Annotated in this window: 24 protein-coding genes and 1 tRNA gene; 18 read left to right on the top strand and 7 right to left on the bottom strand. The window is 59.0% G+C overall.

Annotation, left to right across the window (positions count from 1 at the left end):
* Positions 1-9: 9 nt before the first annotated feature.
* Both tssA and vasI read right to left on the bottom strand, forming a co-directional pair.
* Entirely contained in the window at positions 10-1,464 is a 1,455-nt protein-coding gene (tssA, locus tag ACI2JX_RS05305) for a type VI secretion system protein TssA (protein ID WP_264235898.1), read from the bottom strand.
* Positions 1,452-2,084, bottom strand: a complete 633-nt coding sequence (vasI, locus tag ACI2JX_RS05300; RefSeq protein WP_404689561.1) for a type VI secretion system-associated protein VasI — start codon at positions 2,082-2,084, stop codon at positions 1,452-1,454. Before vasI ends, tssA begins: the two co-directional genes overlap by 13 nt.
* Positions 2,085-2,438: 354 nt before the next feature.
* Here vasI and tssB point away from each other — a divergent pair, with 354 nt between their 5' ends.
* From tssB to ACI2JX_RS05215, 17 genes are all read left to right on the top strand, one after another.
* Complete coding sequence (tssB, locus tag ACI2JX_RS05295) at positions 2,439-2,942, top strand: type VI secretion system contractile sheath small subunit (protein ID WP_186556804.1); 504 nt, start codon at positions 2,439-2,441, stop codon at positions 2,940-2,942.
* Positions 2,943-2,996: 54 nt separating this feature from the next.
* A complete protein-coding gene (gene tssC / locus ACI2JX_RS05290; protein ID WP_404689560.1) occupies positions 2,997-4,487 on the top strand; it encodes a type VI secretion system contractile sheath large subunit in 1,491 nt (496 codons plus the stop codon).
* Complete coding sequence (gene tssE / locus ACI2JX_RS05285) at positions 4,484-4,894, top strand: type VI secretion system baseplate subunit TssE (RefSeq protein ID WP_264235895.1); 411 nt, start codon at positions 4,484-4,486, stop codon at positions 4,892-4,894. Before tssC ends, tssE begins: the two co-directional genes overlap by 4 nt.
* A 3-nt stretch (positions 4,895-4,897) precedes the next feature.
* Positions 4,898-6,664 (top strand): type VI secretion system baseplate subunit TssF, encoded by a 1,767-nt coding sequence (gene tssF, locus ACI2JX_RS05280; protein ID WP_404689559.1) that lies wholly within the window; start codon positions 4,898-4,900, stop codon positions 6,662-6,664.
* A complete protein-coding gene (gene tssG, locus ACI2JX_RS05275; protein ID WP_264235893.1) occupies positions 6,628-7,653 on the top strand; it encodes a type VI secretion system baseplate subunit TssG in 1,026 nt (341 codons plus the stop codon). The genes tssF and tssG overlap by 37 nt, the downstream gene beginning before the upstream one ends.
* Positions 7,650-8,234, top strand: coding sequence for an FHA domain-containing protein (locus ACI2JX_RS05270; RefSeq protein ID WP_404689558.1), 585 nt, complete (start codon positions 7,650-7,652; stop codon positions 8,232-8,234). The genes tssG and ACI2JX_RS05270 overlap by 4 nt, the downstream gene beginning before the upstream one ends.
* The gene (gene tssJ / locus ACI2JX_RS05265; RefSeq protein WP_264235891.1) at positions 8,231-9,013 is read left to right on the top strand and encodes a type VI secretion system lipoprotein TssJ; all 783 of its coding nucleotides are present in this window, start codon (positions 8,231-8,233) and stop codon (positions 9,011-9,013) included. The genes ACI2JX_RS05270 and tssJ overlap by 4 nt, the downstream gene beginning before the upstream one ends.
* Before the next feature lie 52 nt (positions 9,014-9,065).
* A complete protein-coding gene (gene tssK / locus ACI2JX_RS05260; protein ID WP_404689557.1) occupies positions 9,066-10,403 on the top strand; it encodes a type VI secretion system baseplate subunit TssK in 1,338 nt (445 codons plus the stop codon).
* A 1-nt stretch (position 10,404) separates the two neighbouring features.
* Entirely contained in the window at positions 10,405-11,226 is an 822-nt protein-coding gene (icmH, locus tag ACI2JX_RS05255) for a type IVB secretion system protein IcmH/DotU (protein ID WP_404689556.1), read from the top strand.
* A gap of 128 nt (positions 11,227-11,354) precedes the next feature.
* Complete coding sequence (locus ACI2JX_RS05250; protein ID WP_404689555.1) at positions 11,355-11,873, top strand: Hcp family type VI secretion system effector; 519 nt, start codon at positions 11,355-11,357, stop codon at positions 11,871-11,873.
* A 68-nt stretch (positions 11,874-11,941) separates the two neighbouring features.
* Positions 11,942-14,029, top strand: a complete 2,088-nt coding sequence (locus tag ACI2JX_RS05245) for a type VI secretion system Vgr family protein (protein ID WP_404689554.1) — start codon at positions 11,942-11,944, stop codon at positions 14,027-14,029.
* Positions 14,029-14,952, top strand: a complete 924-nt coding sequence (locus ACI2JX_RS05240; RefSeq protein ID WP_404689553.1) for a hypothetical protein — start codon at positions 14,029-14,031, stop codon at positions 14,950-14,952. The genes ACI2JX_RS05245 and ACI2JX_RS05240 overlap by 1 nt, the downstream gene beginning before the upstream one ends.
* Positions 14,949-18,209 (top strand): T6SS effector BTH_I2691 family protein, encoded by a 3,261-nt coding sequence (locus tag ACI2JX_RS05235; RefSeq protein ID WP_404689552.1) that lies wholly within the window; start codon positions 14,949-14,951, stop codon positions 18,207-18,209. Before ACI2JX_RS05240 ends, ACI2JX_RS05235 begins: the two co-directional genes overlap by 4 nt.
* On the top strand, positions 18,206-19,015 hold the full coding sequence (locus ACI2JX_RS05230) for a DUF6708 domain-containing protein (RefSeq protein ID WP_404689551.1): 810 nt from the start codon (positions 18,206-18,208) through the stop codon (positions 19,013-19,015). Before ACI2JX_RS05235 ends, ACI2JX_RS05230 begins: the two co-directional genes overlap by 4 nt.
* 258 nt (positions 19,016-19,273) lie before the next feature.
* A complete protein-coding gene (locus tag ACI2JX_RS05225) occupies positions 19,274-19,867 on the top strand; it encodes a DUF6708 domain-containing protein (protein ID WP_404689812.1) in 594 nt (197 codons plus the stop codon).
* Between the two features lie 164 nt (positions 19,868-20,031).
* A complete protein-coding gene (locus ACI2JX_RS05220; protein WP_404689550.1) occupies positions 20,032-20,850 on the top strand; it encodes a DUF6708 domain-containing protein in 819 nt (272 codons plus the stop codon).
* Positions 20,847-21,107, top strand: a complete 261-nt coding sequence (locus tag ACI2JX_RS05215) for a PAAR domain-containing protein (protein ID WP_264235884.1) — start codon at positions 20,847-20,849, stop codon at positions 21,105-21,107. Before ACI2JX_RS05220 ends, ACI2JX_RS05215 begins: the two co-directional genes overlap by 4 nt.
* Before the next feature lie 120 nt (positions 21,108-21,227).
* Here the strand turns inward: ACI2JX_RS05215 and ACI2JX_RS05210 are convergent.
* From ACI2JX_RS05210 to ACI2JX_RS05190, 5 genes are all read right to left on the bottom strand, one after another.
* Positions 21,228-21,303 (bottom strand) — tRNA-Gly (locus ACI2JX_RS05210).
* A gap of 64 nt (positions 21,304-21,367) precedes the next feature.
* Positions 21,368-21,928, bottom strand: coding sequence for a CDP-diacylglycerol--glycerol-3-phosphate 3-phosphatidyltransferase (gene pgsA, locus ACI2JX_RS05205; RefSeq protein WP_186557107.1), 561 nt, complete (start codon positions 21,926-21,928; stop codon positions 21,368-21,370).
* A 33-nt stretch (positions 21,929-21,961) separates the two neighbouring features.
* Positions 21,962-23,785: an excinuclease ABC subunit UvrC gene (gene uvrC / locus ACI2JX_RS05200; RefSeq protein WP_404689549.1), complete on the bottom strand. Its 1,824-nt coding sequence runs from the start codon at positions 23,783-23,785 to the stop codon at positions 21,962-21,964.
* 9 nt (positions 23,786-23,794) lie between these two features.
* Positions 23,795-24,433: a UvrY/SirA/GacA family response regulator transcription factor gene (uvrY, locus tag ACI2JX_RS05195; protein WP_023631421.1), complete on the bottom strand. Its 639-nt coding sequence runs from the start codon at positions 24,431-24,433 to the stop codon at positions 23,795-23,797.
* A gap of 78 nt (positions 24,434-24,511) precedes the next feature.
* Positions 24,512-24,886 carry a helix-turn-helix domain-containing protein gene (locus ACI2JX_RS05190; RefSeq protein ID WP_264235881.1) on the bottom strand — a complete coding sequence of 125 codons (375 nt, stop codon included), beginning with the start codon at positions 24,884-24,886 and terminating at the stop codon, positions 24,512-24,514.
* A 607-nt stretch (positions 24,887-25,493) separates the two neighbouring features.
* Between ACI2JX_RS05190 and ACI2JX_RS05185 the strand changes: the two genes are divergently transcribed.
* Positions 25,494-26,801 carry a nucleotide sugar dehydrogenase gene (locus tag ACI2JX_RS05185; protein WP_264235880.1) on the top strand — a complete coding sequence of 436 codons (1,308 nt, stop codon included), beginning with the start codon at positions 25,494-25,496 and terminating at the stop codon, positions 26,799-26,801.
* Positions 26,802-26,860 lie beyond the last annotated feature (59 nt).

The raw sequence follows: 26,860 nt of genomic DNA, 5'->3' as shown, positions 1-26,860 counted from the left end.
CGGGGACTGCTACTCCTTGTCCTGGTCAATCAGTGATGACGTGCCTGCGTAGTGCTTGAGCTTTTGATAAACCTGCGGCTCCCACATCTGGGCGGTGGTGGCCTGCATGGTTCGGGCAACACTGGCGCACAGGTCGTGCGCCAGCCAAGACACGCCACGGGTACCGAGCAGATCGGCAGCGATCAGCGTGGTATGGCAGCGCTCGCGCGGCGAGCTGTGCTGTGTTTGCAGGGCCTGTAGGCGCAACAACACCGCTTCCACCCCTTCAACTTCCATCTGCTCGACCAACGCTTCGCGCAGCCCAAGAAATTCTTGCGAGCCTGCGCCCTGGGCAGGCGATGCTTCTGCGCCCTTGAGCCATGCCAGGCATTGCTCATCGACAAACGCCACGCCATCGCTGAAACACAGCTGTTGCACGGCGGGTAGGCGACGGACGAAGCGCGCCGTTGCGCAGCGGATCGCTTCGGCGACTTCAGCCATGGCCAAACGCGATGCGATGCTTGCAGCGAGGAAACTGCCGCGAATCCAATACGGCGAAGCAGTGACGCTTTTCTCCACTCGCAGCAACAGGGCCGGATCAATAGCGGTACTCGACAGCGCCTCCTCGTATCCGCTGACGATGTCTGTCGGGACCGACATCAGTTCGGTGCGATGATCCTGCCTGGCGCCCGGCGCAGCCTGGATGTGCGCCCACAAGCCAAACCTTCGCAGTTGATAGCCGGTCGGGTCGTACAGGTCTTGCTGATTGATGAACTCGGCCATGCTCAGCACCGCGCGCCGGGTTTCGCGCTCGTTGCCGAGCGACGCGGTGGTCTTGGCCGGGAGGAATGCTTCAGCGAGCGGGGTAGCATTGCGAGCGGGTGAAACAGGCTTGCCAGCAGGTTCGTTGCCGACTCCAATGACAGACTCGCTGTGCATTACCAGCAAGCGCTCAAGCGCCTGCAACGCCGGCAGATCAAGCTGCGCCGAGCTCGCCTGTTGCAACAAGGAGGCAATCGCCTTCTGCGCCGTTTCGGCACAGGCCGGTGTATAGCTAAAGCGGTCGAGCTGAGGCAGCGCTTCGGTCAGTCGCTTGACCTGCACACCAACCAATTTGCGCTTGCCCAGAAATCCCGTCGGGCCGGGCTTGGGATGGGCGGTTTCCCAATAGTGTTCAACCATGCCCGCCAGCAACTGCAGCGTGTGGCACCAGTGCTCCCAACAGCGCTTGCGCAACCACACGACACTCAGATGGCCGACGATGCGCAAATGCTTGCAGTGGCTACTGAGGTACTGGCGGGAGGCTTCTTCGATGAATGGCCAATCGATAGCACCTTCATGCAATCCGCCAAGCTTGACCATCTCCTGATCGATCGCCTGGTAGGTCTCATCCTCGATATCGAACAGACCTGCGGCAAGCTTGGGGTCAATGGGCGCCAGCAGCCTGGCGATGTCATCGCTCGACACCCTGGCTACCAACGACATGCTTGGCGCGCCTGATCAATCAAAGGGTCTAGCCCTTGAGCATCGAAACTCAGCCCATCGAGCGCCGGATGGTCGCTGACGATGTGGATCCGCTTGGCGCCGATCAACGCCCTGATCTGCTCAATAGCCGGTAGACCCCGGCCAGCATCCAACACTTGGCCGTTTTCCATGACTTGCCAGGGCTGCGCATTGGTCGCCCGATGCTCGGTGCGCAGCTGCAGTACCACTCGGCTGCCCTCAACAGGTCGCGCGGTGATCAACTGCAATCTGGAGATGTTCTGCACGCAGCTGATCGCAAGGTAAGGCCGCGGCTCGACCGCAGCGATCGCAGGCGCCGAAATCACCAGTCGCGCCTGCCCCGCTTGCCCCTCACGCTGCACGCTCATGCGAAACGCCAGGTCGTCCGGCATTCGCTGGGCCTCGTTGGTCATGACCCGAGCCACGCTAGGTGCGCTCAGCTCCGGTGCTGACCACGTGGCTTTTACCCGCGGCACCCGCGAAGGGGTTCCGGCCGCCTCATCAAAACAGGCCAAACGTTCGACATTGGAAACAATCCGCGTGCAATCGCGCACAGGCTCGGCGAACACTTGCCCCAAGCCGAGCAACAATAAAACACCCATTCCATAAGTGCATTGTTTGTTCACCGCAGCTCTACTCCACTCTCATACACCCATACGGGCGCACACTTCCAAAGCATTTACCTGAAGAGCAATGCGCCGCGTACAAAGCTAGAAAACTCGACAAGCGCAGAGCTTAGAGCAGATTCAGGCCAGGTCACAAACAAATATTTCTTTACACTTTTAAACTCGACCAAGGCACTTTCACCCATGCATCGTTTAAATGCAAAGCAAAATCACAAATAAACAATAAGTACAATTTCAACACCAACTGTACGAATAAACCTACAAAAACAACCCTAACGGGAAGCAATGTAAGAAACATCCTACAAACTTAACAGGGAGTTAATGTAGCGCATGGCTAAAAGCTCAAGTTCCGTCGCCCCCAAGGAACGTATCAACATCAAATACGTACCTGCCACCGGCGACCAGCAGGCCGAAATAGAACTGCCCCACAAGATGCTGGTCTTGGGCGATTTCGGCCTGATCGATACACGCACCCTGGAAGATCGCCAGCTCATGCGCATCGACAAGCACAGCTTCAACAGCGTACTGAGCGAGGCTGCTGTGAGCTTGAGCATGGCCGTGCCTTCGAGCCTCAGCGCAGCCCCCGATGCTGAACTGGCAGTGCGCCTGCAATTCAACTCGATCAATGACTTCGGCCCAGACCAGATCGCCCGCCAAGTACCTGAACTGAACAAGCTGCTCGAGTTGCGCGAAGCCCTGGTGGCCCTGAAAGGCCCGCTGGGCAACGTCCCCGCCTTTCGCAAGCACTTGCAACAGCTGCTCACTGACGAGCAGGCACGCAAGCAGCTTGCCCATGAGCTGGATCTGGTGATCGAAGCCACCGAACAAGACTGAAGCAGCCAAGACCTGAGCATCAGGTCAATGAAGCACTGACAACGGAGCGTCACCATGCCCAGCCAAAATACCCAGACCCTCACCTCTGACGTTGCTGACCAGACAACCGGCAACCAGACCTTGCTCGACCAGATCATGGCCGAAACCCTGCTCACTCCCAGTCAAGAAGGCTATCAAGTCGCGAAGCAAGGCGTCGCTGCATTCATATCCAACATCCTCAAAAGCGATGAGCCTGATCAACTGATCAACAAGCATCGCGTGGACCAGATGATTGCTGAGGTCGACCGAGTCCTTAGCAAACAAATGGACGCCATCCTGCATCAACCCGAGTTCCAGCAACTTGAATCGGCCTGGCGCGGCTTGAAACTACTGGTGGACCGCACCGACTTTCGAGAGAACATAAAACTCGAAGTGCTCCACGTCAGTAAAACCGAACTCCTCGAAGACTTCGACAATGCCGGCGACATTACCAGCAGCGGGCTCTACAAACATGTCTATACCGCAGGTTTTGGCCAGTTTGGTGGCGAGCCGGTGGCGGCCATGGTCGGTAATTACAACTTCGGCCCCTCCTCGCCCGATATAAAACTATTAAGTTATGTTGCTTCGGTAGGTGCAATGTCCCATGCGCCGTTCATTACCGCACCCGCCCCTGAATTCTTCAACTTGAGCAGTTTCGAAGATTTGCCCAACCTCAAGGAGGTCAAAGACATTTTCGAGGGGCCGCGATTCGCTAAATGGCGATCGTTCCGTGACAGCGAAGACGCCCGCCATGTCGGCATGATGTTGCCGCGCTTCATGCTGCGCTCGGTCTACGACCGCCATGAGCAGCCCATCAGCAGCTTCAGCTATGACGAGACCATCAACGGTCAGCATGACAATTATCTGTGGGGCAACGCCGCCTTCCTGATGGCCAGCTGCATCAACGACAGCTTCGCTCGCTACCGCTGGTGCCCGAACATCATCGGCCCACAATCCGGAGGCGCCGTCGAGGACCTGCCCGTGCATCTGCACGAGTCCTTGGGCCAACTGCAGGCGAAGATACCGACCGAAGTGTTGATCTCTGATCGCAAGGAGTTCGAGCTGGCCGAAGAAGGCTTCGTTGCCCTGACCATGCGCAAGGACAGTGACAACGCGGCGTTTTTCTCGGCCAACTCGGTACAAAAGCCCAAGGCGTTCCCCAAGACGCCAGAAGGCCAGCAGGCGCAAACCAACTACAAGCTCGGTACCCAACTGCCGTACCTGTTCATCGTCAACCGACTGGCCCACTACATCAAAGTGCTCCAGCGTGAACAGATCGGCAGCTGGAAGGAACGCGCCGACTTGGAAGGCGAGCTCAACAAGTGGATCAAGCAGTATGTCGCCGACCAAGAAAACCCCTCGGCCGACGTACGTAGCCGTCGACCACTGCGCGCCGCCAAAGTCGAAGTCTCGGAAGTCGCCGGTGATCCGGGCTGGTACCAGGTATCCCTGGCTGTGCGACCACACTTCAAGTACATGGGAGCGAACTTCGAGATCTCCCTGGTCGGTCGGCTCGATAACGAATGAGCAGCCTGTTCGATCGCCTGGCTGCAGATAACCCACCCAGTCGACAGCAATGCCGCCATGAGCAGGCAGGCCAGATATTCGAGGTCATCAAGCGCCACCTCGAGACACTGCTCAATACTCGTCAGGGCTGTTCGCAAAGCAGCCCTGACCTGGGCCTGCGCGACTTCAACGGCCACGACCTGAGGAGCGGTGATTTGCTGGCTCAAGTGAGTGCCGACATCCGTCGCACCATTGGACGCTATGAACCGCGCATCCGCATTCGCACCTTGCATGGCGTACCGGACGCCAACACCCCGCTGGAGCTGCACTTTCGCCTCGATTGCCAGGTGCGGGTAAACAACCGTGCCGAGCAGTTGCAGATCGAGTTGCTGGTCAACGGCCAAAATCGCTACACCCGGGTGAGGTAACCCATGCCATTGAAACAACGCTTTAGCGAAGAGCTGCGTTATTTACGCGAGCTGGGTGCCGATTTTGCTCGGGACAACCCGCAGCTCGCGCAGTATCTAGGTAAAGAAAGTAGCGACCCAGATGTCGAGCGACTGCTCGAAGGCTTTGCGTTTCTCACGGCAAAACTGCGCCTGAAACTTGACGATGACCTGCCCGAGCTGACCCATTCAATGCTGCAGATGCTATGGCCCAATTATCTACGGCCGCTGCCCAGCGCGACGATAATCCAGTTCACCCCGCTGGAGCAGTCTTTGAGTGAGTCACAACGCGTGGCCAAGGGCTCACGGCTGTTTTCCCGCCCTGTGGACGGCATCGCTTGCGAGTATCGAACCTGTACCGAGGTGACACTTCATCCTTTTGAGGTCCACCAGGCCAGTGCCACACAGACACTCGACAACTGCAGCGTTGCCATTGAGCTGAACACCTTGGTTGAGCGCCCGCTGAACACTCTGGCCTGCCACAGCTTGGACTTCCACCTCAGTGGCGATCATGGCAGCGCTCAAACGCTGTACCTGTGGCTATCGCAATACCTGAAAAACATCAGCGTGATCATCAACGGTGAAGTGCGCAGGCTACCGGCTTGCACCGTCAGCTTTCCCGGGTTTAGCCCCGAAGATGCCTTGCTGCCTTATCCGCGCAACGTCTTCGACGGCTACCGGATTGTGCAGGAGTACTTTGTCTTCCCGCAGCGCTTCCACTTCTTCAGCTTGACTGGCCTCACCCAACTGTGGCCGAACCAGGACAGCCGCAGGGTGCGCATCGAATTTCACTTCACCCGGCCATTGCCCAGCTCGATGCGTATCAGCAAAGCTGACTTCAGCTTGTTCTGCACGCCGGCCATCAACCTGTTCGAGCACAGCGCCGAACCCATCGACCTGTCTGGCCAGGCCGAGCAGGTGCGGCTGACGCCCAGTGGTCAGCGCCCGAAGGCCTACGAGATCTTCAGCGTCGACCGCGTGGCCAGCTGGCGAGTAACCGCAGATGGCAGCCGAGGTGAGCAGCTACGCGTGTTCCAACCCTTTGAATCGTTCGCCCATGAAATCGAACACGCCCAGGGACGCACCGCGCTGTATTACCGCTGCCGGGTCGAAGAGTCGTTGCGCGGCGACGGGCTGGTGCACCGCATGGCGTTCGTCCGCGCTGACGAAAGCCTGTATGTCGGGCAATTGGAAACCGCCTCGGTCGACCTGACCTGTACCAATCGGGATTTACCCTTGGCATTGGGCATTGGCGACATCAGTGTCACCACCGAGGCCACTCCACCGCTGGCCAGCTACCGCAACATCTGCCGACCGACCCGGCCGTACCGACCGGTACTGGATGGCCAGCTGCAATGGACATTGATCTCCAACCTGTCGCTCAATTATCTCTCGCTGCTCTCGGCCGAACCGCTCAAGGCGGTGCTCGGTGCCTACGACTTCGCCGCCCTGCATGACATTCAGCAGGCACGCGCCACGCGCAAGCGCCTCGATGGCATTGGCCAAGCCAAGACCGAACCGTTGGACTGGCTGATCAAGGGCCTGCCCGTTCGCGGCTTGCGCACACACTTGCAACTCGATCAGGACGCCTTTCGCTGCGAAGGCGACCTGTACCTGTTCGGCTGCGTGCTGTCGCACTTCTTTGCCCTCTACGCCAGCATCAATTCCTTCCATCAACTGGAAGTGATCAACACCACCAACAACGAGCACTACACATGGCCCTTGCTGACCGGCAGACAACCGCTGATCTAGCCGACACGCTGCTCGCCGAAGCTCATCTGCACAATTTCTTCCAATTGCTGGAGAGGCTGCATGGCTTGCACGATGATGACCTTGAACCACATAGGCCAGCAGACGCTACGCAGCCGCGGCTACGCCTTGGCAGCGACCCTCGCCTGACCTTTCCGGTGGCCGACGTGCTGGAAGCGCAGCGCCTGCCTCAGCGGGCAGAAAACGATGACCGCTACCGGGTCTGCACCACCTTCCTGGGACTGCACGGTACAGACTCACCACTGCCCAGCTACTACCTGGATCAGCTCGCTTACGAGCATGCCCAGGGCAAAGGCGTGCGCCCGGCATTCTTCGATTTCTTCAATCACTATTTGCTCAGCCTGCTCCACCGGATCTGGCGCAAATACCGCTATTACATCCGCTTCCAGACCCAAGCCAGCGACCACTTTTCTGCCTATATCTACGCCTTGATCGGCCTGGGTAACGAGCAACTGCGGGTTGATACGGCATTGCCCTGGAGCCGTCTGCTCAGCTTTGCCGGGGTGATTGCCAGCCGCAGCCGCGCCCCCGGCACGGTGGCCGGGATCATCGCCCACTGCTTTGATCTGCGGCAGGTGCAGATCCGCGAATTTGAAAAGCGCTCGGTGTCATTCGATGTCCGCCAGAGGGTCAGTCTTGGCCTGACCAATGGTCAGTTGGGCAGCGCCTTCATTGTCGGTGATCGCAGCCGTACCCGCAGCAGCAAGTTCGCCATCCTGATTGGTGATCTTGACCAAGCCCAACTACGCGCTTTCCTGCCCAGCGGTATCAATTTTGGGCGCTTGCGAGCGCTGATTGATTTCCTCCTGCGTGACGGCCTGGCCTATGACCTGGAGCTGCGTCTCAAACAGCAGCAACTGCCACCGTTCAACTTGAGCCGCACGCAAGGCAGCCATCTGGGCTGGACCAGTTTTATCGATGATCGGCACGGCGCGACCAGCCCCAAGGTACTCATCAGGGTGCGCTCATGAAAGTGACCCTGACTATCAGCAATCCCGATCAACTGCAGCATGGCGTCACCGTCAGCCATCAATTCGACAACCGCGGCGGCACGCTCGGCAGCCTCGGCGCCGACTGGCTGTTGATCGATCGCGAGCGGCGCATTCTGCCCATCCATTGCGAGATTCGTTGGCGAGAGAAGAGCTTTTGCGCCATCGATCGCTGCGGCCAGACCTTCCTCAATGACAACCAGCTGAGCCTTGCAGGCACGGCTGCGGTGCGCCTGCAGGAAGGCGATTGCCTGCGTATCGGCGCCTATCGCCTGTTGGTCCACTACCACAGCGACCAGCCCAACCAGCAGGTTAGGCGCGGCGCCCTGGAAGAGCTGTTCGAGCCAGGCGAGCGCCTATTGGATGCCTTGGTGAACGATCTGCCGGCCGGCACCCTGGACCTAGAGCCAGCTACCCCCACCTACCCCGCCGTGCTCGACATCTGCCAGGCGTTCAAAGCCGATAGTGGCTGCGACCCCCTACTGGCACTGGATGCGCCATCTACTTTGCACCCAGCTGGAGACACCACCATGACCAATATCCGCCCAGGGGAAAAGCTGTGAAACTGCGTCCCCTGATAATCGCTGCACTGTTTCTACCCCTGCCGGGCTGCACGGTCTTGGGCAAGGTTGGCCAGGTATTGATGGACCCCAGCATACCGGTGGGCGCTGCGAGTGATCAGCCAACCCAGGTTGCTTTCAGCCTGTATGCCAGCCCCACCCTCAATGGCAACCCACGAAGCCTTGATGCCCCGGTTGCCGATGCAGTGCTGGAGCCAAGCCCCTATGCAGTCAGCCTCACAGCTGGCAACCCACAGGTCTTGACTGAAAAGGTCGAAGTACTGCTGGCGTATCTGCAAGAGCAATTTCCAGCCGTGTCTCCTATAGAGCAGGAACAGGAACAGCCAACCCTGCCGCGCTCGTCCATGGAGGACAGCAGCCCAGGCACTTATGACGATCCGGAAGTGCACCTGAGCCTGGCGCAGCCGCAGATGGTATCGGCTGAGCAGATCGCCACGCCTATCGCTATCAAGATCTTCCAGCTGCGGGACGACTCACTGCTGCATAACACCGTCTACTCGGGCCTGGAACAAGAACCGGCCAAGGCCCTGCGCAGCACTTACATACGTGACGATGACTATCTCCTGACGCCTGGTCAGTTCAAGTTCGTGCCCTTCGAAGCGATCGATGCCGACACCCGCTTCATTGCCGTAATTGCTAACTACAGCAACCAACAGGACGCCACCTGGAAGCAGGTCCTGCGCGTCCAGCCGCGTGGTCGCAAGGTGGTGCTCGCCGTGCAGATCAACGACTCACAGATCCTGCTCAAGGAAGAAAGCTGATGCTCACCTGGCTGTTGTCCCCCTGCACCTACCCTTCTGATTCGGAGCGCCCATGAGCTCACGCAACCCTGTCGTCTGGCGCGAGGGCTTGTTCGTCAAGCCGCAACACTTTCAGCAGTTGGCGAGGGCCAGCGAAGCCGCCGTTCACCAGCGCCTGAGCAGCCTCAATAGCTCGTTCTATGGGTTCAGCGAATTGCAGCTGAATCAGGAGTACTTATGCTTTGGCAAAATCGCCATTACTCGCGCTCGAGGCGTCATGCCCGACGGCACGGTGTTCGACATCCCCGGCGACTTGCCGCCTCCTGCACCGCTGGAAATCATCGACAACCTCACGCACCAGAAAGACGTGTACCTGTGCCTGCCACTGCGCAGCGACGGCGGCCGTGAAGTACGCTGGCCAGACAGTAGCGCCAACTATCGCTACATCGCCAACACCGAAGATATCAAAGATACCCATACCGACGACGGCGACATCGCGGCTGTGGATCTGGCAGTGCTCAACCTGCAACTCAAACGAGACAGTGAAGACGCCAGCGCCTACACCCGCCTAGCCCTAGGGCGCATTCTGGAGCGTCGCCCCGACGGCAGCCTGGTGCTGGACGAAAACGTCTACCCCACCTGCATCTCTGTGCAAGCGGTGCCCTCGCTCAAACGTTTTCTCGATGAAGTCTGCAATACCCTTCGCGAGCGCGCTCGCAACCTTGCGACACGGATAGGTTCGTCAGGACAGTCGGGGGTGGCCGACATCAGTGACTTCAATCTGCTGCAAGCCATGAACCGCTGGTGGCCGTGCTTCCAGCATCTGGCGCGACAGCCGCATACCCACCCTGAGCAGTTATACCTGGCCATGAGCCAAGCCTGTGGCGAACTGGTGACCTTCACGGATGAGAGTCGCTTGCCACAGGAGTATCCGGCTTATCAGCACAGCGCGTTGCACACTTCCTTCAAACCGCTGGAGGACGCCTTGCGGCGCACCTTGAGCATTGTCCTGCAACCTCGGGCGGTGTCACTGCCGCTTGAGCAACGCCAGTACGGTGTGTTGGTCGCAACCCTCGAAGACCGGCGCCTGCTGGACAGCGCGCAGTTCATCCTGGCGATACGCGCCAGCGTGCCAGCAGAGTCGCTGCGCCAGCAGTTCACGCAGAAAGCCAAGGTCACCTCACTTGAAGCGCTGACCGATCTGGTGCCGCTGCAATTGCCTGGTATTCCCCTGCTGCCGCTGCCGGTAGCCCCGCGCGAGCTGCCGTTCCATGCAGGCTTTAGTTACTTCGAACTCGATCGACGCAATCCGGCCTGGCAGGTGATGAACGACAGTAGCGGCTTTGGCTTGCATATCGCCGGCGAGTTCCCAGGACTTGAGTTGCAATTCTGGGCGATCAGGAGCGAATGACATGAGCGACAAGCAAAATACCCCTGGCGCCATCGATACCGAGTTGCACGGGCTGCTCGAACAACCCCATAGCACGGCATCGCGCGATGCGGCCCCAGCCGGCTACCCGGGCTACCCAGCTGACCCGCAATTTCAACTGCGCGGCGCCTTCAGCAACCTCATGATCGATGCGGCAATGCCCTTGTTTGGCTTGGCCATGCGCTTGCAGACACTGGACGATCATCAAGACATCAAGCAGTTGTACAAGGACGTCCACAACCAGATCACTAGCGTCTTGGCAGAGCTGCGCCAGCACAACTATGAGCCTGCGCACCTGCTGGCCTATTCCTACTCCTTGTGCCTGTACCTGGATGAAACCGTGATGAGCACCCCCTGGGGCAAGAACTCCAGCTGGAGCCAACAGCCGCTGCTGAGCGATTTTCACCAGGAAACCTGGGGCGGGGAAAAGTTCTTTACCGTGCTCTCGCGAATGATGCTCGAACCACAGCGCTATCAGCAGGTGCTGGAGTTCATGTACCTGTGCCTGTGCATGGGCTTGAAGGGCAAATACGCCATCCTGCCCAAGGGCGACGAGGCCTTGCAGAGCCTCATCGTCAAGCTACACCGGCAGATTCGCGAACTGCGAGGCCCGGTCCCGGAGTACTTGAGCGACCCACTGACCAATGTCGCGCCGCGTAACTTTCGGATGAACCGCCAATGGCCATGGTGGAGCCCACTGGTGATCAGCGCAGTCGCCCTTGCCGCCTTGTACGCCTTCTATAGCTACCGCCTGCATGTGATTACCACCGAGGTGCTGCAGTCGCTCAACGGCATCCTGCAGTGACCGGCAAGCACGTGATTGGAATTCAACGAATTAGCAAGGCCCATGCCTTGCTGACAAGCCCATCGACCCGCGATGGCCACGCCTGCCCTTGAGGGCTGCGTGCTTTTACATGGACACAGGAGTCTGCCATGCCAACACCCGCTTACATCAAGATCGAAGGCAAAACCCAGGGCAACATCACTGCTGGGGCCTTCACCTCCGACTCGGTCGGCAACGTCTTTGTCGAGGGTCATGAAGACGAGATCCTGGTACAGGAAATCAAACACCAGGTGATCGTCCCGACCGATCCGCAAAGTGGTCAACCTGCCGGCCAACGGGTGCACAAGCCTTTCACCTTCACCAGCGCGCTGAACAAAGCCACGCCGCTGATGTATGGCGCACTGGCCAGCGGAGAAATGCTGCCAACCGTCGAGGTCAACTGGTACCGCACTTCAGTGGAGGGCAAACAGGAGCATTTCTTCACGACCAAACTTGAGGACGCAACCATCGTCAACATCAACACCGTGCTGCCGCACGCCCAAGACAAGAAGAACGAGAACTACACCCAACTGATCGAAGTATCCCTGTCCTATCGCAAAATCACCTGGACCCACGAAACCTCGGGGACCGAGGGTTCTGACGATTGGCGCAACCCTATCGCCTCCTGACAGCAGTGCTCCGGGCAGGGTCAGCCTGCCCGGGCATTTTCTTTCTCAGACCGCGCACAGGGACTTGTATGCCCCGCCAATCCAATCTTCGTTACAGCGTGCAACCCTTGGTCGGCGACGCCGCATTCGAGGTGGTCTCGTTCACCCTCGATGAAGCCTTGAGCACCCCGTTCAAGCTCAACCTGGAGCTGGTCAGCGCAGACGCCGACGTCGACTTTGCCCAGCTGCTCGACCAGCCTGTGCTGTTCACTATCTGGGACGGCCCACGCCCGGTGCGCTACGTGCACGGCCTGGTCAGCAGCTTCAGCCAGGGTGACAGCGGCTTCTCTCGCACCCGCTACCAGGCACTGGTCGAACCGCAGCTGGCCCGCGCCAGCCTGCGCTCGAACTGGCGGATCTTCCAGCAAAAGACCGTGCCGCAAATCCTTGAGCTGATGTTCCAGGCCCAGCGGCTGAGCAACGTCAGCCTGGTGGCCTGTTTCGACCATCAGGTTCGCGAATTCTGTGTCCAGGCCGGTGAAACCGACCTTGACTTCCTGTCCCGCCTGGCCGCCGAAGAAGGCTTTATCTACAGCTTCGAGCATAGCGCCACCGGCCATCAACTGATCATCACCGACCGCCTGCTGGAGATGGGCCTGATCAGCCGCAGCGTGATCAAGGCCGAAGACGACGATGAAGGCTTCGTCGATGACGTCGAAACACCCGACGCCGACCCCATCGCCGTACTCTACCAGCCCAACGGTGGCGGCGATCAGGCCAAACCCGCCCTGCACCGCTTTCGCTACAGCGAACAGGTGCGCAGCGCCCGCCAGGTGCAGCGCGACTACAGCTTCAAGCACCCCGCCTACCGCCAGGAGCATGCCGCCACGGCCAGCGACCTGCAGCACCAGTCCCCGGCCTACGAGCGCTTCGACTATCCCGGACGCTACAAGCGGGATGTGGTCGGCAAGCCGTTCACCCACAACCGCCTCACCGCCTTGCGCCACGATGCACGCATCGCCCAGGTCGAAGGCGACGATGTGCGCCTGCAACCGGGCTTGAGTTTCAACCTGATCGACCACCCGCGCGAAGACCTCAACGTCCACTGGCGGGTGATCGGCGTGCACCACGAGGGCTGCCAGTTCACCAGCCTGCAGCAAGAGGCGGTGGGCGCCGACCAGGGCACCCGCTACCTGCAACAGGCGACGTTGATTCCCGGGCGCATCGAGTGGAAACCCGCCCTGCTGCCCAAGCCGCATATCGACGGCCCGCACATGGCCACCGTGGTCGGCCCGGCCAACGAGCAGATCTATTGCGATGAATGGGGCCGGGTCAAGGTCAGCTTCCCCTGGGACCGCGACAGCCAGGAAAATGAGTTCAGCTCGTGCTGGGTGCGCGTCTCGCAAGGCTGGGCCGGCGGCAGCTGGGGCGCGATGGCCATCCCCCGGATCGGCCAGGAAGTGATCATCCACTACGTCAACGCCGATCCCGACCAGCCGCTGATCACCGGCCGCACCTACTGCGCCAACCAGCTACCGCCGTACGAGCTGCCCAAGCACAAGACCCGCATGACCATCAAAAGCCAGACCCACAAGGGCCAAGGTTTCAATGAGCTGCGTTTCGAGGATGAGCTGGGGCATGAGGAGGTGTTCATTCATGCGCAGAGGGATCAGAACAACCACGTTGGTAATGACGAAACAAGCTGCATCGGCCGCAACCGTGTCGAGCGCGTGGGTAACGATGAGCAAACCGCGGTGGGTAACGACCTACGACAGCAAACGGGTCGCGATCATAGCCACAGCATAGGTCGAACATGCCAAGTGAGCATTGGCCAGGATCTGCTCGAGCAGGTGGGTAACGAGCGCCGCGAGTCAACCCATGCCAATCACTACCAAACAGTTGGCGGCGATAACGAGCTGGTCGTCAACGGCCGGCAGACCGTGAGCGTCGGTCAGGGTGTCAATCATCAGACCACTGTCTACCAACTACAGGTAAATGAGCGCATTGAGTTCAGAAGCCCCGGCGGCAGCATCATTCTGGATCAACACGGCATCACCCTCGATGGCCTGACGCTCACGTTCAAGGGTCCGACCCAAGCCAGTACCCCCGGTGCCGGTAACAGCGTGATCGTGGAGTTGCTTGCTGACGAAGGCAGCCGGTGCGAGGAAAACGCCTGATGAGCACCCAGGCCTTGATCGAGTACGTCGGCAAACATCACGATCCCCAGCTGTACTGCTACGTACTCCTAGACCCCTTGGCGATAGCCGCTACCAGTGATCAGACGCTTTCGGGCAGTTTGCGCCAGGCATTGGGCGAAAGTGCGTTGACCCGGATTTGGCGTGCAGACCTCGCCCACTCTCCTGAAACTTTGCCGATCCTGGCCTGCCTGGCATCCCCCGGTAACAGCCTTTGCCCGCGCTTGCTTGAGCAGACAGCAAGCGCCGCGATAAGGGATCTGCGGCGCCGTAAACGCCAGGTATGCGCGTGGCTATTTAGCAGCGCACCCGCCCCTGCGACTGCCGCTTATCTGTCGTCCATGGGGCGAATTCAGAACAGTGCCGGCGCAGTAGGTTTTTACCCGCTGTTCGAACCGGTGCGTTTTGAGCTGTACGCCGGAGCCTTCGCTCAAGCGGACCAGGGCCACTGGTGGCCAATCAAGCATTGGCTGTTTCTAACCAGCGGCGGCGCTCCTGCTCGGGTAACCGGCGAAGCTCAGCCCCACCGGCCGATTCCCGCTAACGCTGGCGATGGCCAGGAAGAAACGGCGTTGATCGAGGCAGTGCTGGCGAGCTGGCGGGCATTGCGTACAGGTCCGTTGGCGCAACAACTCACGCCCATCACCCGCTTTGCGGCCACGCAGGTGGCCGAACATATCCGTCACGCGCGAGCGCTCGGCTTGAGCGCAGTCGACGACATTCTCAACCTGGTGGTGCACCAGCTATGTCTGCACCCGGCGCTACCTAACCACCCTAGCGTGCGCGCCATGATCGACAGCGCTGCGCAGGGGCAGCGATCGCTTGGGCAGCAGTTCGCTCAATACACCAATGCGAACTGGAAACACGTGACAACCACTTTGCCAGCAGCCGAGGTGCACTCATGACCATCAGCCGGCACATCGCCCACGCCATCGCCGAGTCGGCGATGCCCCCCGACCAGTGCCTGGCCTGCGAACGCCAAGGCCTGCCAATCCTGCCCCTGCGCCGGGCGCTGGTGCCCGACACCCGTCCCGCCTACAACGCGCCCGTAATTGGCGGCAAACCCGTGGAAACCCGCCTGGGCCTGCGAACCTTGCGCATGGGCTACCTGTATGTGCTGCTCGACCGCAAGGTCTGGCAGGCCTTCGAGGTCACCGAGCACGCTCACTTGCGCCGCTTCAACCCGCTCGAACCCCCACCGGCATCGCCGCGACCGCTGCCCAAACGGTGCGTGGGCAAAGACCACGACATCCCGTCTGCCTTCCTCACCCTCGACAGCAAGACCTACAGCAGCGCCTGGATTGCCTTCTCCAGCGATGCCTGGCCGCCGAGCGTGCTCAATGCCTACCGCGATGGCAAGGCCCCGCCCGAGCGCTTTCAGGTGCTGGACCTGGCCCAGGTGCGCAATGCCCCTGGCGAACTGGGCCTGGCGATGACCCCGGACGCCCTCAAAGTCGATCGCCAGGTCTTCGAATACGCCGAACAACAGCCCGGCGACTTCGACAGCGTGCATGGCTTTCACAGCCGCTTCCTGCGCCAGACTGCGCTGCGCGGCTATGTGCTCAACGCCATCGCCAAGCACCAGTTGGAGCACGGCGTGCTCGCCCTGGACCTCGATGACACGGTTGGCATGGTGCAGGAGTTCAACCATGCGCGGCTGAACTGGATCAGCACCCGGCAGCGATGGCGTGAAGAGCCGCTGCGGGCTTATCAACTGCAAACCTCGCAACTGCTGTTGAGCATCCGCGCCATGCACCGGCAGTGGGCCGAGCAACAGACGCCAGCGTTCGACGCGCAGACCGGCGATGGCCCACCGCTGTTCGTCGACCCTGCGGTGGAGCGCAAGCGAATAGTCGATTACACGGCGCAGAACAGCGACGAGCGGCTCGAGCAGCGCTATCACGAACCGATGCGCGCCGCCTTCCAAGCCGAGTACGACCGCCAGGAGGCGCAGTACCAACATTACATTGACCTCAATGCCAGGTTCTACGCGTCGCTGTGCGCCAGCCCAACGTTCAAGCGCATCGAGCAATACGACTATGACGGCAATGATCGCGAATCTGGCATTGCCTACTGCAAGACCATGGCGCTGTGCCTGGCTGGCGGCATCAGCGAAGCGCCAACCGCCAACCGCGAGGCGCAGCCCGCTGCAGGCAGCAGCGCAGCGCTCTGGCTGAAATGGCTGCAAGACCCGCACAGCCCGCCCTATCGCGCCTTGCTCCTGCGCGATCAGTCGTTGCTGGCGGCCTTGCTGCCAAGCTTCTCCATCACCGATCCCACCGAGTGGAACGACAGCGACAAGCTCTATGCGGCGCTGAGCAAGGTCATTGCCAGCGACGATGCCGGCTTGCGCCTGCGCACTGCGCTGCAACAAGCGATCAGCGACGCGCAAGGCGCACTCAACGCGGCCAGCCAACGCCTGCACCCGCTGGCAGGCCCCGGGGTTCAGCGTGCGGTGATGCGCCTGAACTGTGCCAGCCAGTGGTTGTACAACGGCGTACAGCTGGTCGAGTTGCAGGTGCAGATGAAGCTCAGCGAGTACTACGCCCTGCAAAGTGCCCACTTGCGGCAGATGCAGCATACCGCCAATGCCGCGATGGCCCAGGCCCGCGAGCGCATGCAAGTGAGCCTTGAGGAGTTGCAGCAGCAGTCGCAGTCCAGCCTGCGCAAGGTTCGGCCGATCATCCAGAACGGGCTGCTGAGCCTGGCGGTACTCGATCCGAAGCTGGCGCACAGCGTGATTGTCGTCAGCGTCTGGGTCCAAGGAACGGCAGAGCAAGTGCGCGACACGCTGGTCAATGGCACACGCGCCAGCCTTGTGGAATTGAACCGCGCAGCGCAGGTGACGATGCTCGATCTGACCGTCGCCGTGGGCACCCTGGAGCCGAATGCGCGCCAGGCGCTGCAGGGCCTGCGGGTGACCTCGCGACAAGCGGCGCAGTTGCTTGGCACCAGTTTCACAGGGCTGCGCGGGGTCGCGGGAAGCTGGGAGTTGCTACTGGCCATGGGCGGGCTGTACCTGCTCAGTGACAGCCTGGAAAAGAACATGCAAAAGGCCGAGGCCGAAATTGGCGATAAGTCCATGGAAGCCTGGCTGGCGTTGCAGGGCTCCAGCTTGGCGATACTCGGGGGGAGCGTTGAAACGGTCGGGTTGATTGTCCGGCAGAGCGCTTTGCAGGTTCAGAAAAGCGCGGCGTTGGCGGCGGCCGGGGCGTCAGGTGCAAGCTCGGGGGTAGCGGTGGGCCACTCGTTGGTTAGAGTGGGCGCGATGGTAAGTGCGGTGACGGGCGTTTTGGATGCAGCTCAAACGAGTCTGGCAGTTAAACGCACTTTTGCTGAAGGGAACAAACTAGCAGCCTTACCTTACTTCATGGCAACCGTAACATCAGCTTTTGGAGTTTATTTTTCCGTAGCAGCCATTACCCATCCGGCGCTTCTAGGCCCGCTAGGCATCGCCATCATTCTTTCGATTAGCGCGTACAATTTTACACAATGGGCTGAACAACTTGAATCGACACCCTTGGAACGTTGGGTCAAGCGATGTTATTTCGGTAAAGCTAATGAAACTCCCGTCGTTCACTGGAACAAACCGGAACATGCCGACATCGCTTTTGCTGAACTCAATGCGGCCACGCTAGGACTTCTCACCCACCTGGAGTTCAAAACCCTAAGAGCTGACCCAACAACAAGTTCGAAAACTGGAGGATTGGCGACCTTAGCTACCCAGCATTTTATAAAATTTAGAATAATTCTGCCTCGATTTGATGAGACTAGGTCCGCCTATCACTGGACGCTAACTGTGCACCGTCATGGAGATGGTCACTCACCTAACTACACCGGCGGCGAGACTATCATTAGCGGCGAATTCCTCCCCTTACCGCATTCCACGACATCCTTGAGACAGGTTTCACTACAAGCCTCTCGACTTCCAAAATTTCCTGACTACAAAAAAGACAGCATCGTGGTGAATAAATCCAGACACCAAACTCGCCCCCATACAAGCGACCACTTTTACCATGAAGAGATCAGCGGAAGCATCGAATTGAATCCCGATATCGGCAAGCACAACATCTTAGCGGCAACATTGTCTGTCACCTATTGGCCGGACAGAAGCGCTGTAGATGCATACGCCGAAATCATTCAAGAGCAGAAGAACAAGTGAATAGAAAGCAGAAATTTCTACCGCGCCGTGCGCTAGGCTGGAAGTACGACTTACCAAAATCTCATGAAATCCCAGAGCCGCATCCAGATTCAAGCTACTTGCAACCCTCGCCAAACCATATTAACGAAGCGTTTCTTGAGCTACCCAGAAGCACCCTCAACGTCAGAGGAATTGGAATAATCGGCGGCACATTGATGCTTGCAATCAATGTAACCTGGCTGTTATTCATTATATATTTAATGCTGGCACAAAACCTTCAGATTGGAACCCACCTCATTCTTGCCTGCTTTGGCTTTGCGACCCTTATGTCCTGGCTGATTATTCCCACCATCCGCATGGACATAGAACTCCCCCGCGACGAACCCATCCGCTTCAACCGGCTACGGCGCAAAGTCTATTTCTACCAATACCACTTTGACCGACTCCACCTATTCAGCCGCCAACGCTGGGGTGTACGCCCGGTTGTCTATGACTGGGATGACCTGGTCGCCGAAGCCTGCAGCGTATACGCACCGATGGGTAATGGCGGTCTAATCGAAAACGTCGTGATTTCGGTCATCAAACCCGGCACCGAAGAGGTAATCGACCGCCTGTTCTTCACCCACGATATTGAGCAAGGAAAGCAGTACTGGGCACTTGCCCAGTTGTTCATGCAACAAGGCCCCCAGGCCCTGCCCGAGTTCGTCCACCCACCCCGAGACTGGAACGATGATTCGCAGTTAAGCCCTATTCGGTGCATTGCCCCTAAAGTTCATTGGCCCGAAGAGATAGACCTTGAATCACGCAGCGCGCCGCGCTCCCATTGAATCAAACACATACTCCACACCATTTCTTAAGAGAGACGTCGAGTGAAAACCCACGCACCAACCATGCCGCGCCGTTCGCCAGGCCGGAAATACGACTTAAGCAAACCTAATGAGCCGCCTGAGCTAAATCTAAGTTTAAGACACCTATATCCCGCACCAAACCAAATCAACAACATTAATCTCGAACTCCCCAGGTCATCGTTAAGAATACGAGGACTTGGCAGCCTCGTGGGCACAATACTGACTGCGAGCTATACCGTGTGGCTCTTGCAGTTCCTCTATGAGACGCTGACACACCAATGGGAGGCGGGCGTGGGCCTCATAGTTTTCACAGTTGGCTTCTCTATTGTTTTATATTGGCTAGTCATCCCGACCATCCGCATGGACATAGGACTCCCCCGCGACGAACCTATCCGCTTCAACCGGCTACGCCGCAAAGTCTATTTCTACCAATACCACTTTGATCGACTCCTCCTATTCAGCCGCCAACGATGGGGTGTACGCCCGGTTGTCTACGACTGGGATGACCTGGTCGCCGAAGCCTGCAGCGTATACGCACCGATGGGCAATGGCGGTCTAATCGAAAGCGTCATGATTTCGGTCATCAAGCCCGGCACCGAAGCGGTAATCGACCGCCTGTTTTTCACCCACGATATCGAGCGAGGAAAGCAATACTGGGCCCTTGTTCAGCTGTTCATGCAACAAGGTCCCCAGGCCCTGCCCGATTTTGTCCATCCTCCCCGAGACTGGAACGATAATGCACAATTAAGCTTTATTCGGCGCATTGCCCCTAAAGTTAGATGGCCCGAGGCGATCGACCTCGAATCACGTACCGCGCCGCTCTCGGGCTAAAGCCTATGAGGTCCGGTGTCACTTGCAAATCTGCATAAACTTGGCAATCAATACATCGTTTTTAATTTTAGGCGAAACACGCCGCATGGAAATTTGCACTCATCTACAAACTTGACGAAATCACTTCAGTTACATGACCTGCAACATTTTGAGAGTGAGTCCGAATGAAAACTCAAACACCACCCCTGCCGCGTCGTGCACCAGGCTGGAAATACGATCTAAACAAGCCTAATGACACGCCACAGCCACGCTATCTCACAGCAAAACTTAAGACACCACCAAACCATTTTTGCAAAACCTACTTAGAATTACCACGCTCTACAATAAGGCTTAGAGGTGTAAATATTTTCGGCGGCGGAATTTGCGTCGTAATAAACAGCGCCGCCGCATTGTTTTTTCTATATCTGGCACTGACAGCCAGAGAAGAGATTGGCCCTGTAATGATGATCGCTGGATCGTTATTCATAACTGCAATGTACTGGCTAGTCATCCCCACCATACGCATGGATATTGAACTCCCCCGCGACGAACCCATCCGCTTCAACCGGTTACGCCGCAAAGTCTATTTCTACCAATACCACTTTGACCGATTCCACCTATTCAGCCGCCAACGCTGGGGTGTACGCCCGGTCGTCTACGACTGGGATGACCTGGTCGCCGAAGCCTGCAGCGTATACGCACCGATGGGCAATGGCGGTCTAATCGAAAACGTCGTGATTTCGGTCATCAAGCCCGGCACCGAAGAGGTAATCGACCGCCTGTTTTTCACCCACGATATCGAGCGAGGAAAGCAATATTGGGCACTTGCCCAGCTGTTCATGCAACAAGGCCCACAGGCCCTGCCCGAGTTCGTCCACCCTCCCCGAGACTGGAACGATGATTCGCAATTAAGCCCTATTCACTGCATCGCCCCGAAAGTTCAATGGCCAACCGATATCGACCTTGAGTCGCGTACGGCACCCTCTGCAGGAGCTAATCTATGAAACCCGTTGCCCTGGTGGGCCATCGCCATGACTGCCCGATACATGGTCCAGGCGTGGTGGAAACCGGCAGTACGAGCTATCGGTTCAATGGCAAAGCCGTCGCTCGAGTGGGAGATCGCACCAGTTGCGGGGCGTTGATTGTCAGTGGCACCGCGCAGTATCAAATAGACGGCCAATGCGTCGCGCGCCAAGGTGATCGCAGCGATCACGGTGGGGTGATCGTCGAGGGCGATAGCGGATGGTTACTGGATGAGTAGGGGAAAAGGATCAAGCCTGGCCGTGCCCCATCTGCTTAGGCGCGAGCCAAATTCCAGGCACAAAAAAGAGGCCCTAAGGCCTCTTTCTTGTGATCCCAGCGACGCACTAAGGATCGAATTTGGAGCGGGAAACGAGACTCGAACTCGCGACCCCGACCTTGGCAAGGTCGTGCTCTACCAACTGAGCTATTCCCGCGTCGTGATAGGTCGCTATTCTAGCGATCTAGCAAACAACGTCAACCCCTTGATTCAAAAAAACTTTATTTCTGCTCGGAACCTTCGCGCAGGTGCGGCCAGGCGGCGATCAGGTAGTGCATCATCGACACCAGGGTCAGGCCGGCGGCAACCAGCAGCAGGCCATAGCCAAGCACCACCCAGAAGGTCAGCACCGGTGGGTTGGCCAGCAGGATCACCAGCGCCAGCATTTGTGCGGCGGTCTTCCATTTGCCCAGGTTGGAGACCGCGACGTGTGCCCTCGCCCCCAGTTCAGCCATCCACTCGCGCAGGGCCGAAACGACGATTTCGCGGCCGATGATCACCGCAGCCGGCAGGGTCAGCCAGAAGTTGGCGTGCACTTGCACCAGCAGCACCAGGGCCACGGCGACCATCAGTTTGTCTGCCACTGGGTCGAGGAAGGCGCCGAACGGGGTGCTCTGCTGCAGGCGTCGGGCCAGGTAGCCGTCGAGCCAATCGGTCGCGGCGGCTATCGCGAACACTGTGCTGGCGGCCATGTAGCTCCAGTGATAGGGCACATAGAACAGCAAAATGAAGATCGGGATGAGCAGGACGCGTAGAACGGTGAGCAGATTTGGAATATTCATCGGTACGACTGGCTGCGGGTTGAGCCAGGCATTCTACTCGCTATGCAGGCTGGCATAAATCAACTCGGCGAGCTTTTTACTGATTCCCGGTGCTTTGGCGATCTCGTCGACACTGGCGCGGTTGAGCTCTTGCAGGCCGCCGAAGTGTTTCAGCAGGTCGCGTCGGCGCTTTGGCCCAACCCCTGCGACATCTTCCAGGCTAGAGGTGGTGCGAGCCTTGCCGCGCCGCGCGCGGTGGCCAGTAATGGCGAAACGGTGGGCTTCGTCGCGAATCTGCTGGATCAGGTGCAGGGCCGCAGAATCGCCCTTGAGGGTGAACTCGTGGGCCACATCATTGAGGTAAAGGGTCTCGAAACCGGCCTTGCGGGTCACGCCCTTGGCCACGCCGAGCAGGGTCATGTCGGTCATGCCCAGCTCCTGCATGACGTCACGGGCCATGTTCAGCTGGCCTTTGCCGCCGTCCACCAGCAGCACATCGGGGCGCTTGCCCTCGCCGTCCTTGATCCGCCCATAGCGGCGCATCAGCGCCTGGTGCATGGCGGCGTAGTCATCGCCAGCGGTGACGCCTTCGATGTTGAAGCGCCGGTAATCGGACTTGAGCGGGCCTTCGGGACCGAACACCACGCAACTGGCCACCGTGGCTTCGCCGCTGGAGTGGCTGATGTCGTAGCACTCCAGGCGCTGCGGGACCTCGTCCAGGCCCAGCACCTGGGCCAGCGCCTCGAAGCGCGCGGCCATGTGTTGGCGATTGGCCAGGCGCGCGTTGAGCGCCTGCTCGGCGTTGGTCACGGCCAGTTGCTGCCAGCGCGCACGGGTGCCGCGCACGCGGTGGGTGATGGCCAACTCGCGGCCGCGCAAGGTGTGCACGGCTTCGCTGATGGCTTCGAAGTCCTCGTGCACCACATTGACGATCAGTTCGCCCGGCAGCTCGCGCTCGGCATTGCCCACATAGTACTGGGACAGGAAGGCGGCCATGACTTCGCTGACCTCCTCCTCGATACCCACCTGGGGGAAGAAGTTCTTGCTGCCCAGTACCCGCCCGCCGCGCACGCTGATCAGGTGCACACAGGCACCACCAGGGTTGACGAACGCCGCGACCACATCGACATCACCGGAGCCGCCTTCCATGTACTGCTGATCCTGGACCCGGCGCAGCAAGGCGATCTGATCGCGCAGCTCGGCGGCTTTCTCGAAGTTCAACGCCATGGCGGCCTGTTCCATTTCGGCGTTGAGCTCGTTGCCAAGCTGCTGGCTGCGGCCTTCGAGGAACATCACCGAGTGGCGCACATCCTCGGCGTACTCCTCAGGGGAGACCAACCCTACGCACGGGCCTTTGCAACGTTTGATCTGGTATTGCAGGCAAGGTCGGGTGCGGTTGGCGTAGTAGCTGTCTTCGCACTGGCGTACCGAGAAGCCCTTCTGCAACAGGCTCAGGCTCTCGCGGATAGCACCGGCGCTAGGGTACGGGCCGAAATAGCGGCCCTTGGCTTTTTTCGCGCCACGGTGAATCCCCAAGCGCGGGAAGGCTCCGTCAGACAAAAACACATAAGGGTAGGACTTATCGTCGCGCAGGAGAATGTTGTAGGGCGGCCGCCATTCCTTGATCAAGGTCTGCTCAAGCAGCAGCGCCTCGGTTTCGTTGGAGGTAATGGTGGTTTCGACCTGGGCAATGCGTCCAACCAGCGCGGCGGTCTTCGGTGCCAAGCCGGTTTTGCGGAAATAGCTGGCCAGACGCTTCTTGAGGTTCTTGGCCTTGCCCACATAGAGCAGCCGCGCCTCGGCGTCGAACATACGGTACACGCCCGGGCGACCACTGCAGGTCGCCAGGAACGCGCTGGCATCAAAGACTTGGGACATGAGCGGCTTTTATAGGCTTGCGTCGACCATACCGTGGCGAACGGCCAGCAAGGTCAGTTCGACGTCGCTGGTAACCGAGAGTTTTTCAAAGATCCGATAACGGTAAGTATTGACGGTCTTGGGCGACAGACACAACTTGTCGGAGATGATTTGCACTTTCTGGCAGCCGACGATCATCAGGGCGATCTGGATTTCCCGCTCCGACAGCGCATCGAACGGCGAGCCTTGGGGCTGGAACGACTTGAGTGCCAACTGCTGGGCGATCTGCGGGCTGATGTAGCGTTGGCCGGCGAACGCCAGGCGGATCGCCTGGACCATTTCATCCAGCCCCGCACCTTTGGTCAGGTAACCGGCAGCGCCGGCTTGCAGCAGACGCGTAGGGAACGGGTCTTCCTCGCACACGGTGACGGCCACCACCTTGGTGTCCGGATGGCTGCGCAGCAACTTGCGGGTCGCCTCCAGGCCACCGATACCCGGCATCTTGACGTCCATCAGGACCACATCGGGTTTCAACTCACGGGCAAGCTTGAGGGCCGACTCCCCGGAATCCGCCTCACCCACCACCTGCAGGCCGTCGATATCGGCGAGCATGCGGGTAATGCCGGTACGCACCAGATCGTGATCGTCGACCACTAGGACCCTTATCAAGCAGACACCTCGTCATGGGGGCGATTGGATCCCGCCACCTTAACAAAAAATTTCAGCCTGAACCTAGTGGAATGCGTCCTAGAGATATGCCTGACGATCTAGCCGGCGAATCCTTACAGAATCATCACTACCGGACTCCCCCAGCAAGCGTCCGACCAAGTGCCAGAGGGCTGCCTGATCGCTGGGCGGCAAGCGCCGGAAGGCGCCCAGCAGGCGGTCTTCGTCAGCGCTGAGGCTGTCCAGCGGCGCCGGAGTGTGCTGACCACTGAGGACATATAGCGCATCGACCCCTTTAGCTGCGACTGCGGCCAGATAATCGACTCGCGGGGTTCGCTCACCGCTTTCGTATTTGCCCTGGGCGTTGGGTTCGACGCCACCAATGTCGCCGAACACGCGCTGAGTGAGCCCCAGCCGTTCGCGTTCTTCCCTTAAACGCGGCCCGAATCCTTTCATTTGCAACTCCTTGTCTTTACAACCCAGAACGGATGCATCCCGCACCCATGTGAATAGCCATGAATCCAGATGGAACTATGCCAATGGGATCCAAACCGCGCAAGGGGCGCGTTTGCAGCACGCAAAACAGCTAAAGGTCACACTCGAAGATTGTCCCGCCCATTCAGTATAGCGCCCAGTTAAAACAAGGTTTTACGGTGAGTCCGAGAGCAGGAAAATCAATCGAGCAACAGCACCGCAAACAAATAAATGACAAAAAACGAGCGATGAAAAAAACCGCAGGAAGCCAAACAAGCGCGCTTTTGACGCCATTTTCTCGGCACCACCACAGCAATCTATTTTTTGACGCCTAACTAACGACAAACTTTAACTCGTTGATTCATAACGGTTTTTAAACTTTCACATGCCGCGATTAAAGTATTTTCAATGCGAGCAATTTGAAAGCTTGCGAAACAAACAAAAACGCCTTTAGGATAAAAATAGACCACTAAGAAACAGCCTGTAACGCCACTTCCTGAGCGCGGCTTACTTCTGCGCGTCTGCCACTTTGAACACTTCTTGAACTGAGAATCTCGGCCGGCCTTGCCGCGCCTTGGGAGAGGGATCTATGAATATCAGTATCTTTGGACTTGGCTATGTGGGCGCGGTCTGCGCGGGCTGCTTGTCGTCTCGTGGGCATCATGTACTGGGTGTGGATATCTCCCAGGCCAAGATTGACCTGATCAACCAGGGCAAGTCGCCTATTGTCGAACCGGGCCTTGAGCAGCTGCTGCTCGACGGTGTACGCAATGGCCGTCTGCGCGGCACTACCGATGTGCAAGCGGCGATTCTGGCAAGCGACCTGTCGCTGCTGTGCGTCGGCACGCCTAGCAAGAAAAACGGCGACCTGGACCTGGTCTACATGGAAGCGGTATGCCGCGAAATCGGCACCGCCCTGCGCGACAAAGGCAGCCGCCACACGGTCGTGGTGCGCAGTACCGTTCTGCCGGGCACCGTCAAGAACGTGGTGATTCCAATTCTGGAAAAGAGCTCGGGCAAGAAAGCCGGGGTCGACTTCGGCGTTGCCGTCAACCCGGAATTTTTGCGCGAAAGCACAGCCATCCAGGACTACGACTTCCCCGCCATGACCGTGATCGGCGAGCTCGACAGCCAGTCGGGCGATCTGCTCGCCTCGCTCTATGAAGGCCTCGATGCGCCGGTGATTCGCAAGTCGATCGAAGTCGCCGAGATGATCAAGTACACCTGCAACGTCTGGCACGCGACCAAGGTCAGCTTCGCCAACGAGATCGGCAACATTGCCAAGGCGTCGGGCGTCGATGGTCGTGAAGTGATGGATGTGGTGTGCCAGGACTACAAGCTCAACCTGTCGCGTTACTACCTGCGTCCAGGCTTTGCCTTCGGAGGCTCGTGCCTGCCCAAGGACGTGCGCGCCCTCACCTACCGCGCCGGCCAGCTCGACGTCGAGCATCCCCTACTGGCCTCGATCATGGCCAGCAACCGCAACCAGGTCGACATCGCCTTTGACCTCATCGAGCGCCAGGGCAAACGCAAGATCGCCCTGCTTGGCCTGGCCTTCAAGGCAGGCAGCGACGACTTGCGCGAAAGCCCGCTGGTGACCCTGGCCGAACAGCTGATCGGCAAGGGTTACGAGCTGCGCATCTATGACGCCAACGTCGAGTACGCACGGGTGTTCGGCGCCAACCGCGAGTATATCGAAGCGGTTATCCCGCACGTCTCGTCGTTGCTGCACAGCGACCTGGAGCAGGTGATCGACGAGGCCGAGGTGATCGTCCTGGGCAACAACGACGAACGCTTCGCCAATGCTCTGCAGCTGGGCGGCGACAAGCAAGTGATCGACCTGGTCGGTTTCATGGACGGCACCAGCGACACCCAGCGCCAAGGTATCTGCTGGTAACCGACACGCGCCCGCCCCGCCCTTTCAAGGGTGGGGGTGGGCGCAAACAGGAGCAAAGG

Origin of the sequence: Pseudomonas sp. NPDC088890, from assembly GCF_044900155.1 — a bacterium.
Taxonomy (GTDB): Bacteria; Pseudomonadota; Gammaproteobacteria; order Pseudomonadales; family Pseudomonadaceae; genus Aquipseudomonas; species Aquipseudomonas urmiensis.
The sequence above is the reverse complement of the archived record's forward strand: the minus strand, read 5'-3'. Positions and strand labels throughout refer to the sequence as shown.